This is a genomic window from Zongyangia hominis, from assembly GCF_014385095.1.
Lineage (GTDB): Bacteria > Bacillota > Clostridia > Oscillospirales > Ruminococcaceae > Zongyangia > Zongyangia hominis.
This window is the reverse complement of record NZ_JACRTC010000002.1, coordinates 194,134-210,093: the sequence shown is the minus strand read 5'-3', so window position 1 is coordinate 210,093 and position 15,960 is coordinate 194,134. Positions and strand designations below refer to the sequence as shown.

The 15,960-nt window shown below is 57.7% G+C and carries 11 protein-coding genes; 10 read left to right on the top strand and 1 reads right to left on the bottom strand.

Annotation, left to right across the window (positions count from 1 at the left end):
• Window positions 1-277 precede the first annotated feature (277 nt).
• From H8709_RS04450 to secG, 10 genes are all read left to right on the top strand, one after another.
• The gene (locus H8709_RS04450) at window positions 278-2,260 is read left to right on the top strand and encodes a ribonuclease J (protein WP_262397163.1); all 1,983 of its coding nucleotides are present in this window, start codon (window positions 278-280) and stop codon (window positions 2,258-2,260) included.
• A 46-nt stretch (window positions 2,261-2,306) separates the two neighbouring features.
• Entirely contained in the window at window positions 2,307-4,283 is a 1,977-nt protein-coding gene (locus H8709_RS04445; RefSeq protein WP_262397162.1) for a DHH family phosphoesterase, read from the top strand.
• Between the two features lie 201 nt (window positions 4,284-4,484).
• Complete coding sequence (rplI, locus tag H8709_RS04440; RefSeq protein WP_262397161.1) at window positions 4,485-4,934, top strand: 50S ribosomal protein L9; 450 nt, start codon at window positions 4,485-4,487, stop codon at window positions 4,932-4,934.
• Between the two features lie 159 nt (window positions 4,935-5,093).
• On the top strand, window positions 5,094-6,431 hold the full coding sequence (gene dnaB, locus H8709_RS04435; RefSeq protein WP_262397318.1) for a replicative DNA helicase: 1,338 nt from the start codon (window positions 5,094-5,096) through the stop codon (window positions 6,429-6,431).
• A complete protein-coding gene (tilS, locus tag H8709_RS04430) occupies window positions 6,421-8,004 on the top strand; it encodes a tRNA lysidine(34) synthetase TilS (protein WP_262397160.1) in 1,584 nt (527 codons plus the stop codon). Before dnaB ends, tilS begins: the two co-directional genes overlap by 11 nt.
• Complete coding sequence (gene hpt, locus H8709_RS04425; protein WP_262397159.1) at window positions 8,001-8,537, top strand: hypoxanthine phosphoribosyltransferase; 537 nt, start codon at window positions 8,001-8,003, stop codon at window positions 8,535-8,537. The genes tilS and hpt overlap by 4 nt, the downstream gene beginning before the upstream one ends.
• A 190-nt stretch (window positions 8,538-8,727) precedes the next feature.
• Entirely contained in the window at window positions 8,728-10,629 is a 1,902-nt protein-coding gene (gene ftsH, locus H8709_RS04420) for an ATP-dependent zinc metalloprotease FtsH (RefSeq protein WP_392391661.1), read from the top strand.
• Between the two features lie 282 nt (window positions 10,630-10,911).
• Window positions 10,912-12,894, top strand: coding sequence for a DNA gyrase/topoisomerase IV subunit B (locus tag H8709_RS04415; RefSeq protein ID WP_262397157.1), 1,983 nt, complete (start codon window positions 10,912-10,914; stop codon window positions 12,892-12,894).
• Between the two features lie 22 nt (window positions 12,895-12,916).
• The gene (locus H8709_RS04410; RefSeq protein ID WP_262397156.1) at window positions 12,917-15,148 is read left to right on the top strand and encodes a DNA gyrase/topoisomerase IV subunit A; all 2,232 of its coding nucleotides are present in this window, start codon (window positions 12,917-12,919) and stop codon (window positions 15,146-15,148) included.
• 352 nt (window positions 15,149-15,500) lie between these two features.
• On the top strand, window positions 15,501-15,749 hold the full coding sequence (gene secG, locus H8709_RS11870) for a preprotein translocase subunit SecG (protein ID WP_392391655.1): 249 nt from the start codon (window positions 15,501-15,503) through the stop codon (window positions 15,747-15,749).
• Here the strand turns inward: secG and H8709_RS04405 are convergent.
• Window positions 15,653-15,952: a hypothetical protein gene (locus tag H8709_RS04405; protein ID WP_262397155.1), complete on the bottom strand. Its 300-nt coding sequence runs from the start codon at window positions 15,950-15,952 to the stop codon at window positions 15,653-15,655. The two genes, secG and H8709_RS04405, sit on opposite strands and share 97 nt — an antisense overlap.
• Window positions 15,953-15,960 lie beyond the last annotated feature (8 nt).

The following is a 15,960-nucleotide window of genomic DNA, read 5'->3' as shown; positions in this document are numbered from 1 at the left end:
ATGGTTTTGTGTGGAACGCCGGAAGAAAACGGCGGTAAACTCTTCCCCCATGGATTGTGAACGGAAAATATACCAAAGAACGATGAAACAGCCGAAAAATTGACGGCTGGAAAGTACGCTTTGGCAAAGAGTAACAACAGTGTTTAGATAGATATAGGATCTATAGGGTCCATCGCTTCAGATCCCTTTTCGGCCGGTTTGGTTCCGGCCGCGGAAAGGGCCTGATGATGGCGCGTGTTTGCTCAAAGCGGCTTTGAGACAATGGAGGTTACAAAGCGTGAACGAACAGAACAACAAGACTGGGCGCAGACCCTTTTTCAAGTCCGGTGGAGCGGCAAAAAAACCGGCCAAGGCGTCTGCGGCAAAACCGGCGGTGACTTCCGCCAAGAGCGCGCCCGCGCCCAAGACAAAGGCGCAGAACCGGCCCGCAAAATCCGCGCAGAACGCCCCGAAAGCCAAGGACGCGGGGCTCTATGCCAAGCTGGACACCGCCAAGACCGAGGTGCTCGAGGTGTTGGAAGAAAGCATCCTGGGCCGCCCGAAAAAACAAAATTCCGGCCGCGCCAAGGGTGGGGCCAAAAAGGAACCCCGGGAATCCCGCCGCACGCCGCTGCGGATTATCCCGCTGGGAGGACTATTGGAAATCGGCAAGAATATGACCATGTATGAATGCGGCAACGACGCGTTCATCGTCGACTGCGGCTTAGCTTTCCCCGACGAGGAGATGCCCGGCGTCGATGTGGTCATCCCCGACTTTACCTATGTGGAAAGAAATAAAGATAAAATCCGCGGCGTCATGATCACCCACGGACACGAGGACCACATCGGCGGCATCCCCTACCTGCTCAAGACGGTCAACCTGCCCATCTACGGCACCAAGCTGACCCTGGGACTGGTGGAAGGCAAGCTCAAGGAGCATGGCCTGCTGGGTAAAGCCAAACTCAATGTGGTCAAACCCCGGGATGTGGTCAAGGTGGGCTGCATGTCGGTGGAATTTATCCACGTCAACCACTCCATCGCCGACGCCTGCGCGCTGGCCATCCACACCCCGGCGGGCGTGGTGGTACAGACCGGCGACTTCAAGGTGGACTACACCCCCATCGAAAACGAAATCATCGACCTGGCCCGCTTCGGGGAGCTGGGAAGCCGGGGCGTCTTGGCGCTGCTGGCCGACTCCACCAACTCCGAGCGTCCGGGCAGCTCCGAGACCGAGAGCAAGGTGGGCGAGTCCTTTGACCCGCTGTTTAAGCGCGCGGAGAAGCAGAGAATCATCATCGCCACCTTCGCGTCCAACATTCACCGGGTCCAGCAGATCGTCAACGCCGCCGTGCGCTACCAGCGCAAGATCGCCGTCTCCGGACGCAGCATGATTAACGTGGTGGGTAAGGCCGTGGAGCTGGGGTATCTCACCATCCCCGAGGGCATCCTTATCGATATCGATATGCTCCCCCGCTACCGGGACGACCAGATCGTGCTCATCACCACCGGCAGCCAGGGCGAGCCTATGTCGGCGCTAAGCCGGATGGCCATGGGCGACCACCGCAAGGTCTCCATCAGCTCCCGGGACTTTATTATCATCTCCGCCAACCCCATCCCGGGCAATGAGAAGACGGTCAACCGGGTGGTCAACGAGCTGATGCGTCTGGGAGCCGACGTCATCTATGAGAAAATGTACGAGGTCCACGTTTCGGGCCACGCCTGCCAGGATGAACAGAAATTGATGATGGCGCTCACCCGCCCGAAATTTTTCATCCCGGTCCACGGAGAATATAAGCATCTGAAAAAACACGCGGAAACGGCCCTGAGCATGGGTATCCCTAAGGACCACATCATCCTGCCAGAGCTGGGTAAAATCATCGAGCTCGACGGGGTGGACGCCAAGTTTGCCGGCAGCGTGCCCGCGGGCAAGGTCATGGTGGACGGTCTGGGCGTGGGCGACGTCGGCTCCATTGTGCTCAGAGACCGCCGCCATCTGTCCGAGGACGGCCTGCTCGTCATCGTCGCCACCATCGACCGGGCCACCGGCCAGGTGGTCTCCGGACCCGACGTGGTTTCCCGAGGCTTTGTCTATGTCAGAGAGGCCGAGGACATGATGAACGAGGTGCGCAAGATTGCAAGCGACGTTCTCGATTCCTGCCGGGAGCGCAACATCAAGGAGTGGGGCACCATTAAGACCAAAGTCAAGGACGCGGTTTCCGACTTCTTGTTCCACAAGACCAAACGCAGTCCGATGATTCTCCCGGTTATTCAAGAAATCTGACAGTATTCGGAAGTTTCAAGCGGGGTAACAGAAGAGGGGTGATGGCATGAAAGAAAAGATGGGGCTGTACCGCCCGCTGCTTTATGTGCTGATGGGGTTGTGCGCCGCCATGGTCATTGCGACCTTTTTTGTGAATATCCGGCTCTTTTATGTGGAGCTTGCCGTGGTTGTGGTGGCTTTCATCTTTATCGCGGTGCGAGTGATCGGCATACAAAAGGACATCCATCTCTATCTCCAGCAGCTGGGCCACACCCTGACCACCGCGCAGAAAAGCTCGCTGGTGGAGTTCCCCGTTCCGGTGATGGTTTCCATGCAGGGCAATGAGATCGCATGGTACAACAATGTCTTCCGGGATAAAGTGGCCAAGGGCAAGGACATGATCGGCCTTGCCGTCACCGACGTCGTCAAGGACCCGGACAATCCAAAATTGTCGACGGATGACGGCGTGTACTTAAACGTGGACGGGCGCAGCTACCGGGTCTTCCGCTCCCAGTCGGAGGAGGACGGCCACAAGCTCAACATGTACTATTTTGTGGACCAGACGACGCTCATCAATATCGCCAAGGAATACGAGCTGACCCGGCCGTCGGTGCTCCTCATCGTCATCGACAACTACGAGGAGCTTTTGCAAAACGCCAAGGACAGTGAAAAGGTCCAGGTGATCAGCGAGATCGAGCGGGCCATCGAGAACTTCGTCGGGGATACGGCGGGGCTTTTGCGCAAGCTGGAAAAGGACAAATTCGTGGCGGTGGTGGAGGAGCGCTACATGCGCCGCATCATCGACAGCAAGTTTGATATTCTCGATAAGGTGCGCTCTATCGTGGCCGGGGACCGAATGCCCGCGACGTTGAGCATTGGTATCGGGCGGGACGGCGCGAGCCTTTCGGAGGCCGAAAACATGGCCAAACAGGCGCTGGATATGGCGCTGGGCCGGGGCGGCGACCAGGCCGCGGTCAAGACCCAGAAGGGCTTTGAGTTTTACGGCGGCGTCTCCAAGGGCATTGAAAAGCGAACCAAGGTCAAGACGAGAATCGTGGCCTCGGCCCTCTCGGAGCTCATTGAAAACAGCGACAACGTCATCATCATGGGCCACCAGTTCTCCGATTTGGACTGCGTGGGCGCCAGCATCGGCCTGTGCCGGGTGGTGCGCAACATGGGCAAGCACGCGGTGGTGGCCATCCAGCGCTCCAAATCGCTGGCGGCGCCGCTGGTGGAGCGGATGATCGAAAAGGGCAGCGGCGACATGTTTGCCGAACCGATGACCCTGCTGCCCAATGTCACCCGCAAGACCCTGCTCATCGTGGTGGACACCCACATCCAGCATTTCCTGGAATCCAGAGAGCTCTATGCGGCTTGCAAGTCGGTGGTCGTCATCGACCATCACCGCAAGATGGTGGACCACATCGACAACGCCGTCATTTTTTATCACGAGCCCTATTCCTCCTCCGCTTCCGAGATGGTGGCGGAGCTCATCCAATACCTGGGCGACCAAAACGGCATCGGCCGTCTGGAAGCGGAAGCTCTGCTCTCCGGCATCATGCTGGACACCAAGAACTTTGTCATGAAGACCGGGGTGCGCACCTTTGAGGCGGCGGCCTATCTCAAGAGGCTGGGCGCCGACACGGTGGAGGTGCGTAAGCTCTTCTCCGACTCCATGGAGGCGTACCAGAAGAAATCCAGAGTGGTGGCAGGCGCGGAAATTTACCGCAACTGTGCCATCGCCTGCATCGGCGGTACCTACGACGAGGACATGCGCATCGTGGCGCCCCAGGCGGCCGACGAGCTGCTGGGCATCAACGATGTCATCGCCTCCTTCGTCGCCTACGAGACCGACAAGGGCATCTCTTTCTCCGCCCGGAGCATGGGCGGCATGAACGTACAGCTGGTGATGGAGCGTCTGGGCGGAGGCGGGCATTTGACCATGGCCGGGGCCCAGATCAACGCCACCTCCATGGAGGACGCGCGCCAAATGCTTCTGGAGGCCATCGACGCCTACTTTACATCGGCGCCGACGCTGCCTTAAAGGGCGGGAGGAACACAATGGAACTCGAAAAAGTCATCGCCCAGAGAAGAAGCATCCGCAAGTTTTTATCCCAGGACGTGGAACGTGAAAAAATCGACCAGCGACCGCGCAAGGAGAAAGCGCAGATTCTATTATAGAAAGAACCATATATTTGTTTGGATATAGAACAGTCAAATCTTTTGCCGGAAAGGGACGAACACTATGAAAGTCATTTTAACCCAGGACGTACAGGGCAGCGGAAAGAAGGGCCAGGTGGTCAATGTTTCCGACGGTTACGCGAAAAACTTCCTGCTCAAAAAGGGCATGGCCATCGAAGCCACCACCCAGAACATGAACGTGCTCAAAACCAAACAGGCGGCGCAGGACCACAAGATCGCCATGGAGAAAAAGGCCTGTGAGGAAGCGGCGCAGAAGATTAACGGCAAGACCGTCAAGCTCACCGCCAAGGCGGGCGCGGGCGGTAAGCTCTTCGGCTCGGTGACGGCCAAGGAAATTGCCGAAGCCATCCAGAAGCAGTACGGCGCCCAGGTGGAAAAGCGCAAGATCGCGCTGGACGCAGACATCAAAGCCTTTGGTACTTATGAATTTGAAGTGAAGCTCTATCAGGGCATTTCCGCCAAGATGTACGCTCAGGTTTCCGACGAGCAGTAGCTTTGGGAGTCCTGCGCAGACCCAGCAGAACATAGAAAGAAAGCCGCCTTCCGCCCCATGGGAGCGGAAGGCGGCTTGTGTCCAGGCCCTACTTCATTCGCCGGTCATCCGGTGGAAATTTTGATCGCGCAAAGCGGGAGGTGAAGCCCATTGGACGAGATGTCGGCCCTCTATGGCCAGGAGCTGCCCTACAATTTGGAGGCGGAGCAGTCGGTGCTCGGCGCCATCCTCATCGACCCGGCCTGTATTTCGGCGGTGCTCGAATATATCACGCCCGACTGCTTTTACCGGCCCCAGAACCGGGAGATTTTTTCTACCATCCTGCGGATGTTCACCGCCGGACAGATCATCGACTTTGTCACCCTCTTGGAAGCGGTCAAGTCCGACGAAATCTTTGAAAGCGACGAGGACGCCAAGGTCTATTTAGTTTCCCTGGCACAGATCGTGCCCACCTCCACCAACGTGGAGGCCTACGCCAAGATCGTGGCGGAAAAATACTACCTGCGCCGCCTCATCTCGGCCTCCCAGGAGATCATCGAGAACTCCCAGACCGGCCACGGCGACGCCTCCAACCTGCTCGATTACGCCGAACAGAAGATCTTCGACATCCGCCAGGGCCGGGACTCCCAGGGCTTGCAGCGGATTGACGAGATCATCATCGAGACCTACGACCGGCTTCAGAAGCTGTCGGGGGACGACAAATCGGAATTTATGGGCGTGCCCTCCGGATTTACGGGTCTTGACAACATCACGGTGGGCCTCAATAAATCCGACCTCATCCTACTGGCCGCCCGCCCGGCCATGGGTAAGACCAGCTTCGCTTTAAATATCGCGGCCAATGTGGCCATCAAGGCCAAGAAGAAAGTGGCTATCTTTTCCCTGGAAATGACAAAGGAACAGCTGGTGTCCCGGATGCTCTCCTCCGAGGCGTCCATTTCCAGCATGTCCCTGCGCACCGGCAACATGTCCAGCGAGGAGTGGGTGCGCCTGGCCATGACGGCCCAGACCTTAGCCAAGGCCCAAATTTACATCGACGATACCTCCGGCACCACCGTGGCCCAGATGAAGGCGAAGCTGCGCCGGGTCAAGGACCTGGGGCTGGTGGTCATCGACTATTTGCAGCTGATGAGCTCGGGGCGGCGCAACGACAACCGGGTGGTGGAGATTTCCGAGATCACCCGAAACCTCAAAATCATGGCCAAGGAGCTGGACGTGCCCGTCATCACCCTGTCCCAGCTCTCCCGCGGCCCGGAGGCGCGGACCGACCACCGGCCTATCCTGGCCGACCTGCGTGAGTCCGGCTCCATCGAGCAGGACTCGGACATCGTGCTCTTCCTCTACCGGGACGCCTACTACAACCGGGAGTCGGAGGAACAGAACGTGGCGGAGTGCATCGTCTCTAAAAACCGCCACGGCGAGACCGGCATCATCAAGCTCAGCTGGGACGGCCAATACACCCGTTTTGGAAATTTGGAGTTGTTTAGAAGTGAACCGTGAGGTAATTGACCAGCTCAAAGCAAAGGTGCGGCTATCAGAGAGGGACGCCATCATCGTGGCCCTGTCGGGAGGCGCTGATTCGGTGTGCCTGGCGCATCTTCTGTGGAGCGGCCGGGAGGAGATGGGCCTACCGGTCATGGCCTGCCACCTCAACCACCGCATCCGCGGGGAGGAGGCCAAACGGGACGAGGACTTTGTCCGGAATTTTTGTTCGCGGCTGGGCTTACCGCTCTTTGTCAAAGACGTGGACGTGGTTTCCAAAGCAAAGGAGCAGGGCATTTCCCTGGAACTGTGCGGCAGAAACGAGCGCTACGCCTTTTTTTCGTCCCTGGCCCGTGAGCACCGCGCCTGGATAGCCACCGCCCACACCCTCTCCGACAGCATCGAAACCACCCTCTTCCACCTGGCGCGGGGGACGGGGCTCAAAGGACTGTGCGGGATTCCTGAGCGCCGGGACGAATTTCTCCGGCCGCTGCTTCCCTATACCCGCCGGGACATCGAGGACTACTGCCGGGAGTGGAATCTTTCCTATGTCACCGACAGCACCAATTTATCCGATGACTATACGCGCAACTTTATCCGCAATCATCTGGTGCCCGATTTCGAGCGGGTACACCCGGGATTTGCGGTCACTTTTTCCGAGACCCAGCGGCTATTGCGTCAGGACGAGGAATTTTTAAGCGCCTTGGCAAAGGAGGCGGTGGCGGCCGCCCGGCTGCCAGAACAGGGAGTCGCGAAATCAGACAGCCGTCTCGAAGCGGAGAAGGCCGCCCGGCCATCAGATGGGAAAATTGGAGTTGCAGGGGCGACCTCCCCATGGAATGGGGAGGGAAAAACGCCAAAGCCCGCCCGGCTGTCTGACGGGGACCCGGAACCGAAGGAGACTGCCCACCGGACGCCGTGCGGCGTCCAGTGGTTCTGGGAAACGGAGAAGGCTTCCGGTTTTGACGCGAAAAAGCTGGCGGATCTCCCATCCGCCCTCCGAGGCCGGGCTTTGCGCCTCATTCTCGAGGGGGAGGGCGCTCCCTGCACGGGGCGGCAGCTGCGGCTCATCGAGGCGTGTCTGTCCGCCGGCGGCGCGGTGGAACTCGATCCCGTCCACTTTTGCCAGGTGCGGGGCGGGGTGCTCCGGGTGTTGCGGGAGACGCCGCCTCCCCTGCCCACGAGCTTGCCGGCGGAGGCCGGTATCCATCCGTTTTTGGAGGGCGTGGATTTGCATTTGGAAATCCTTGACCGTGAGAAATGGGAGAATTTAAAAAAATTTCATCAAAAGGTATTAAAAAATACCTTGGACTATGATAAAATAGGCGTTACTGCCCGCATTAGAAATAGAAAGCCGGGAGACAGCATCCGGCTTATGGGCAGAGGCGTCACCAAGACGTTAAAAAAATTGCTGCAAGAGGCGGGAATCCCGGCGCAAGTCAGGGATAGAATCCCCGTTTTGACAGATGATAACAAGGTGCTGTGGGTTTTTGGCTTTGGCTGCGACGAAAGTGTGGCGGTCACGGAGGAGACCCAGCGCATCCTCTGGGTGAAAATGGAAGAGAAAGATCATGGGGAGGATTTGACATGAAGGAAGACATTTTGAAAGTGCTGTTAAGCGAAGAGGAAATCGCCGCCAAGGTCAGCGAGATCGGCGCGAAGATCAGTCGGGATTATCACGACAAGAACTTGCTGCTCGTCAGCGTACTCAAGGGCTCGGTGGTGTTTATGGCCGATTTGATGCGGGCCATCGACGTCAACGCGGCCATCGACTTCATGTCGGTTTCCAGCTACGGCTCGGGGACCAAAACATCCGGCGAAGTGAAGATCATCAAGGACCTGGACCGCTCCCTGGAAGGGGTGGATCTGCTGTTGGTGGAGGATATCTTAGACAGCGGCAAGACCTTACATTATCTGCGGGACATGCTCTCCAAGCGGGGTCCCAAGAGCATCCGCATCGCCACCCTCCTCGATAAACCCGCCCGCCGGGAGGCCGACATCAAGCCCGACTACGTCTGCTTTGAGGTGCCCGACGAATTTGTGGTGGGCTACGGCCTCGACTACGCGGAAAAATATCGCAATCTTCCCTATGTGGGCATCCTCAAGCCCTCGGTCTACGAATAAAACAGAAATTCCGGCCCGGCGCCTGGGGGCGCCGCGGCCTGCTTGCATATGCGCCCCCTAAGCGGCATAAGCTAAAGCGGCGGGAGCGCGGATACCCCAACTGAAACAAAAGGAGTGACGCTGTTTGGCAACCAAAAAATCCAGGAATATCGGGCTGTATGTGGCCCTGCTGGTTTTGCTGATTCTAGGCATGTCCCTGTTCTATGCCATGAAGCCCACCTCGCAGATGAAATACAGCGAGGTCCTCAGCTATTTTGAAACGGGGAAGGTGACCGACTATACCCTCGATTTCGGAACGGGAGAGCTGACGCTCAAGGTAGCGGGACAGGAAAAGCCTGTGGTCTACAAAGTTGCCAACGTGGGCGTGTTCCTCGACGATATCAAAGAGTCGGTGAAATCCTATAACGAGGCCCATCCCGACGCCAAGATGACTTTTGACCAGATTCCCGCCACCGAGATTCCCTGGTGGCTCTCCATGCTGCCCTCCCTGCTCTTGGTGGGCGCGCTGGTGGTCTTCTGGGTCATGATGATGCGCCAGGCCGGAGGCGGCGGCGCCGGTAAGATGAACACCTTCTCCAAGGCCAAGGTCAAGCAGCCCCCCGATGGGCCCAAGACCACCTTCGCCGACGTGGCGGGGGCCGAGGAGGAAAAGGCGGAATTACAGGAGATCGTGGAATTCCTCAAAAACCCACGGAAATTTAACGAGCTGGGCGCCCGCATTCCCAAGGGCGTGCTGCTGATGGGACCTCCGGGAACCGGTAAAACCCTGCTCGCCCGGGCGGTGGCGGGGGAGGCCGGCGTGCCGTTTTTCTCCATCTCCGGCTCCGACTTTGTGGAAATGTTTGTCGGCGTGGGCGCGTCCCGCGTCCGTGACCTCTTTGAAAACGCCAAGAAAAACGCCCCCAGCATCGTCTTCATCGACGAGATCGACGCGGTGGGCCGGCACAGGGGCGCGGGCCTCGGCGGCGGCCACGACGAGCGGGAGCAGACTTTAAACCAGCTTCTGGTCGAGATGGACGGCTTCGGTATGAACACCGGCGTCATCGTCATCGCGGCCACCAACCGGCGGGACATTCTGGACCCGGCGCTGATGCGTCCGGGGCGCTTCGACCGCCAGATCGTGGTGGGCTACCCCGACGTCAAGGGCCGGGAGGACATCCTCAAGGTCCACACCCGCAACAAGCCCATCGGCCCGGATGTGGAGCTGTCCGTCATTGCCAAGTCCACGGCGGGCTTCACCGGCGCGGATCTGGAAAACCTGGTCAACGAGGCGGCGCTCTTGGCCGCTCGGAAGAACCTGAAAGCCATCACCATGGAGCAGATCGAGGAGGCCACCATCAAGGTGGTGGCGGGCCCCGAGAAGCGTTCCCATAAAGTCACCGACAAGGACAAAAAGCTTACCGCCTATCACGAGGCGGGCCACGCCGTCTGTACCTACTATTCCAAGACCCAGGACCCGGTCCATCAGATTTCCATCATACCCCGGGGCATGGCGGGCGGATTTACCATGAGCCTGCCTTCGGAGGACAAGAGCTACGTAGGCAAAAAGGAAATGATGGAGCAGATTGTCACGCTGCTCGGCGGACGAGTGGCGGAAAAGCTGGTGCTCGACGACATATCCACCGGCGCTTCCAACGACATCGAGCGGGCCACCGGCATCGCCAGAAGCATGGTCACCCGCTACGGCTTCAGCGAAAAGCTGGGCCCCATCGTCTACGGCCAGGACCAGGGCGAGGTCTTCCTGGGGATGGACATCGGCCACAACCGGGATTATTCGGAAAATGTGGCGGCGGAGATCGACTCGGAGATCCGTGAGATCATCGACACCGCCTACGAGTCCACCAAGGATATCCTCAATACCCATATGGATAAGCTCCACAAGGTGGCGGTCTACCTCTTCGAGCACGAGAAGGTCGACGGCGACGAGTTTAGAAAGCTGATGGAGGACTCCCTCTTCGGCGCGCTCGTCGGCGATCCGGAGAGCTACTTCACCTCCGGCGCTTCCCAGTCCGCCGGCTCCGCCCCCCAGGAGGGAACCGACGCGGGCGAGGTCCTCGGACAGCCGTCCGGGGAGGATTCCCCCACCATCTAGGCGAAGCGGCAACGAAACACAAACGGAAAACCGGATGTTTGTAAAAACAGCCGGTTTTTGTTTGCGCGTTTGGCCCCGCTCATCGGATGATTTGACGTTGGGCGAACTTTGGGTTACAATTTAGACTGGATGAAACTTCCAAAGGAATGCTTCCCGGCAGCTTTTTCAGTGGAGGCAAGCGGGAAGAAGCGTCCGTTGACATTTTATTTTGAGACAAAATGGGTATCCTTTCAAATGATAGACTGTTCCGGATGCTGTCCGGGGCGGGGAGGTTAAAAACGAATGGCAAAAAAATCACAAGAGTATGGCAACGACAGTATCCAGTCCCTCAAAGGCGCCGACCGGGTGCGCAAACGCCCCGGCGTCATCTTCGGCTCCGACGGCATCGAGGGCTGCGAGCACTCCATCTTTGAAATACTCTCCAACTCCATCGACGAGGCCAGGGAGGGCCACGGCGACCGGATCGTCATCACCAAATACGCGGACCACTCGGTGGAGGTGGAGGACTTCGGCCGGGGCATCCCGGTGGACTACAACAATAACGAAAAGAAATATAACTGGGAGCTTGTCTTCTGCGAGCTCTACGCGGGCGGCAAATACCGCACCAACGAGGGCGAGAGCTACGAGTTCTCTCTGGGGCTCAACGGCCTGGGCCTGTGCGCCACCCAGTACGCCTCCGAATACATGGACGTGGAGATCTTCCGGGACGGTTTCCAGTACAATCTGCGCTTTGAAAAGGGCGAGAACGTGGGGGGGCTCCAAAAGCAGGAAGTCAAGAAGAAGCGCACCGGCACCCGCATCCGCTGGAAGCCGGACCTGGACGTCTTCACCGACGTGGACGTCCCCGACGAATATTATACCGAAATTCTCAAGCGTCAGGCCGTGGTCAACGCGGGGCTTCGCTTTGTGCTCAGGATTCAAAACGGCGGTGGCTTCGACGAGCAGGAGTTCCTCTACGAAGAGGGCATCGTCGACTATGTCAAGGAGATCGCACAGGACACCTTCCTGACCCCGATTCAAAACTGGAGCGGGGAGCGTAAGGGCCGGGACCGGCAGGACAAGCCCGAATACAAGGTGAAGCTCCAGGTGGCCTGCTGCTTCTCCAACCGGGTCAAGCTCATCGAATATTACCACAACTCCAGCCACCTAGAACACGGCGGCTCCCCCGAGCGGGCCGTCAAGCAGGCCTTTGTCAGCCAGATCGACGCCTATCTCAAACAGACCGGCAAGTATCTCAAAAACGAGAGCAAAATCTCCTTTGTGGACGTGGAGGAGTGCCTGATCCTGGTGTCCTCCTCCTTCTCCACCCAGACCTCCTACGAAAACCAGACCAAGAAGGCCATCACCAATAAATTCATCTATGAGTGCATGACGGAATTTCTCAAGCACCAGTTGGAAATCTACTTCATCGAGAACCCCGACGACGCGGCCAAGGTGGCCGAGCAGGTGCTCATCAACAAGCGCAGCCGGGAAAACGCGGAGAAGACGAGGCTCAACATCAAAAAGAAGCTGGCGGGCACCATTGACCTTGCCAACCGCGTGCAGAAGTTCGTCGACTGTCGGACCCGGGACACCTCCCGGCGGGAAATCTACATCGTGGAGGGCGACTCGGCCCTGGGCTCCTGCAAGATGGGCCGGGACGCCGAGTTTCAGGCCATCATCCCGGTTCGGGGTAAGATTCTCAACTGCTTAAAGGCCGAGTACGGGAAAATCTTTAAAAACGACATCATCACCGACATCATCAAGGTCCTCGGCTGCGGGGTGGAGGTCAAGAGCAAGGCCAACAAGGACCTGGCTTCCTTCGACCTGGAGGGGCTCAGGTGGAACAAGATCGTCATCTGTACCGATGCGGACGTGGACGGCTTCCAAATCCGGACCCTTATTCTGACGATGCTCTACACCCTGACCCCCACCCTCATCGAGCAGGGCTACGTTTTTATTGCGGAATCGCCGCTGTATGAAATTAACTCCAAGGGGGAGACCTACTTTGCCTACACCGAGGCGGAGAAGGCCGCCATTTTGGAGAAGATCGGCAAGAACAAATACAGCATCCAGCGCTCCAAGGGCCTGGGAGAGAACGAGCCAGACATGATGTGGCTGACCACTATGAACCCCGAGACCAGACGCCTGATCAAGGTCACCCCCGACGACGCCAAGGCCACCAGCGAGATGTTCGACCTGCTGCTGGGGGAAAATCTCCCCGGCAGAAAAGAATTTATCGCCCAAAACGGCTACCTCTACCTAGACGCCGCGGACGTCTCTTAAATTAACCGGACGGAGGAACGACATGGCTCCCAAGAAGAAAATCCCACAGCGGCCTAAAACAAACCAGACCGCTCACTTTGAAAACGCGGGCGTGGTGATCGAGCAGCCCATCACCGACACCCTGGAAAAAAACTATATGCCCTATGCGATGAGCGTCATCCTCTCCCGCGCCATCCCGGAAATCGACGGATTCAAGCCCTCCCACCGGAAACTTCTATACACTATGTATAAAATGGGGCTTTTAAACGGCGCGAGGACCAAATCCGCCAACGTGGTGGGCCAGACCATGAAGCTTAACCCCCACGGCGACCAGGCCATCTACGAGACCATGGTCCGTATGACCCGGGGGTGCGAAGCGCTGCTGCATCCCTATGTGGATTCCAAGGGCAACTTCGGCAAGGCCTATTCCCGGGACATGGCCTACGCGGCCTCCCGTTACACAGAGGTTAAGCTCGCCCCCATCGCCGCCGAACTCTTTGCCGACATCGACAAAGACACGGTGGACTTTGTGGACAACTACGACAACTCCATGAAAGAGCCCACCCTCCTGCCGGTGACCTTTCCCACCATTTTGGTCAACGCCAACGTGGGCATCGCCGTGGGCATGGCCAGCGCCATCTGCCCGTTTAACTTGGGCGAGGTGTGCGACAGCACCATCGCCTTAATGAAAAACCCGGACCACGACTTAAGCGATACCCTCAAGGGCCCGGACTTTCCGGGCGGCGGCTTCATGCGCTACGACGAGAAGGAGCTCGAGCGGATGTACCGCACCGGCCGCGGCTCGGTCAAAATCCGGGCCCGGTACAACTTCGATAAAGCGGGCAACCGCATCGAGATCACCCAGATTCCGCCCACCACCACGGTGGAGGCCATCATGGACAAGGTGGTCGACCTCATCAAGTCCGGCAAAATCCGGGAAATTTCCGACATGCGGGATGAGACGGACCTGTCCGGCCTCAAGCTCACCATCGACCTCAAACGGGGGGTGGACGCGGAAAAGCTGATGCAAAAGCTCTTTCGTATGACGCCCATGGAGGACAGCTTTTCGGCCAATTTTAACGTCCTCATCGGCGGCGCGCCCCGGGTGATGGGGGTCTATGAGCTCATCGAGGAGTGGACGGCCTTCCGGCTCGAGTGCGTCAAACGCCGGCTCTACTTTGAGCTGAAAAAGAAAAAGGACAAGCTCCATCTGCTGCTGGGACTCTCTAAAATTCTTCTCGACATCGACAAGGCGGTGAAAATCGTCCGGGAGACCGAGGAGGAGGAAGAAGTCGTTCCCAACCTGATGATCGGCTTTGGCATCGACGAAATCCAGGCCGAGTTTGTGGCGGAGATCAAGCTGCGACACCTCAACCGGGAGTACATCCTCAAACGCACCTCCGAGGTGGAGGACCTTAAAGCCGACATCCAGCAGGTTGAAAGCATCCTCGCAGACAAGCGGAAGATTCAGGGCGTCATCATCGAGGAGCTCAAAGCCGTCAAGAAGAAATACGCCCAGCCCAGAAAGACCATGATCATCTATGTGGACGAGACCGAAGAGGTGGACGAGGAGGACGAAATCCCCGATTACCCGGTCAACCTCTTCTTGACGAGGGAAGGCTACTTTAAGAAGATTACCCCGCTCTCCCTGCGCATGGGCGGTGACCAGAAGCTCAAGGAGGGCGACGAGATAAGCCAGATGGTGGAGAGCACCAATTTAGCGGAGCTGCTTTTCTTCACCGACCGCCAGCAGGTCTATAAGACCCGCGCCTGCGAGTTCGACGACCAGAAGGCCAGCGTCCTGGGCGAATACATCCCGGCCAGACTGGGGATGGACGAGGGGGAAAACGTGGTGTCCATGGTGGTCACCGCCGATTACAGCGGCCATGTGGTCTTCGTCTTCCAAAACGGCAAGGCGGCCAAGGTGCCCCTCTCCGCCTATGAGACCAAAACCCGCCGCAAAAAGCTCACCGGCGCTTACAGCGATAAATCGCCGCTGACGGCGGTCTTCGCTTTCCAGGAGGAGTGCGAGCTGCTTCTCAAGGCATCGAGCCAGCGGATGCTCCTTGTCAGCACCGCCCTCATCCCCGTCAAGACCACCAAGAACACCCAGGGCGTCCAGGTGATGACCCTGCGCAAAAACGCCTTGGTGGAGCAGGCGGCGGTCTACCGGGACGATATGCTTGCAAGCCCTCACCGGTACCGGGCCAAGAACTACCCGGCGGCGGGCGCCCTACCGCGGCCGGAGGACTTGGTGGAGCAGCTGAGCTTTTAGGGGCGCCGCCGCCCAGTCTGCGCCTGGAGCGCATCGGTAACGGGGAAGGGGAGCGCCGGAAAAGTTTCCGGCGCTCCCCTTCCACCCCATGGGCAAAAAAATATCGGACGGCCCCGCCCAAAAGGGGGAGCGCGTCCGATGATAGCTTTACATATCGTGCAAACGCAAAGAGATGATCTGTAAAGCCAATGATAGTTTGTGTTGTTTGGAAGGATTTAACCTAGTCAATTAATCCCAAATCCAAGGTGGAGAAATCCGGCAAAAAACGAGAAAATCTCTTGCAAAAGCCAAAAGATTATGCTATTATATTACAAGTTAGCTCTCGGTAGCTTTAGGATTCGGAGGTGATACAATGGGACCTTTTCAGATAGCCGGTGGCATACTGCTTATTCTAACCAGCATTATTTTGATTATCGTTGTATTGCTCCAGGAGAGTAATTCCGATGGAATGAACGCGATGACGGGTGCGACGGATTCTTATCTGGGCAAGAACAGCTCGAGAACCTACGATGCAATGCTCAAGCGCATGACAAGAATTGTGGCAATCATCTTTGTTGTTGTGACGATCGCAGTCAATGCAATTGCTGTTTTTGTGAAGTAAATGCTGTTTTCAAAAAACCCTGCGAATTTCGCAGGGTTTTTTTCAGCTTGCAGGCGCAAATTTACATGGGATGCCGAATACGGACTCGAAAGGGCAAAAGCCAATGCGTTTTTCTCCTTTCCAAGCAATGGTGTCATGAACGGATAAAATTCTGGGAAAACTAAAACAATCGGATGCGGCAGGAAAGCCATCATCAGTGACAACAACGCGA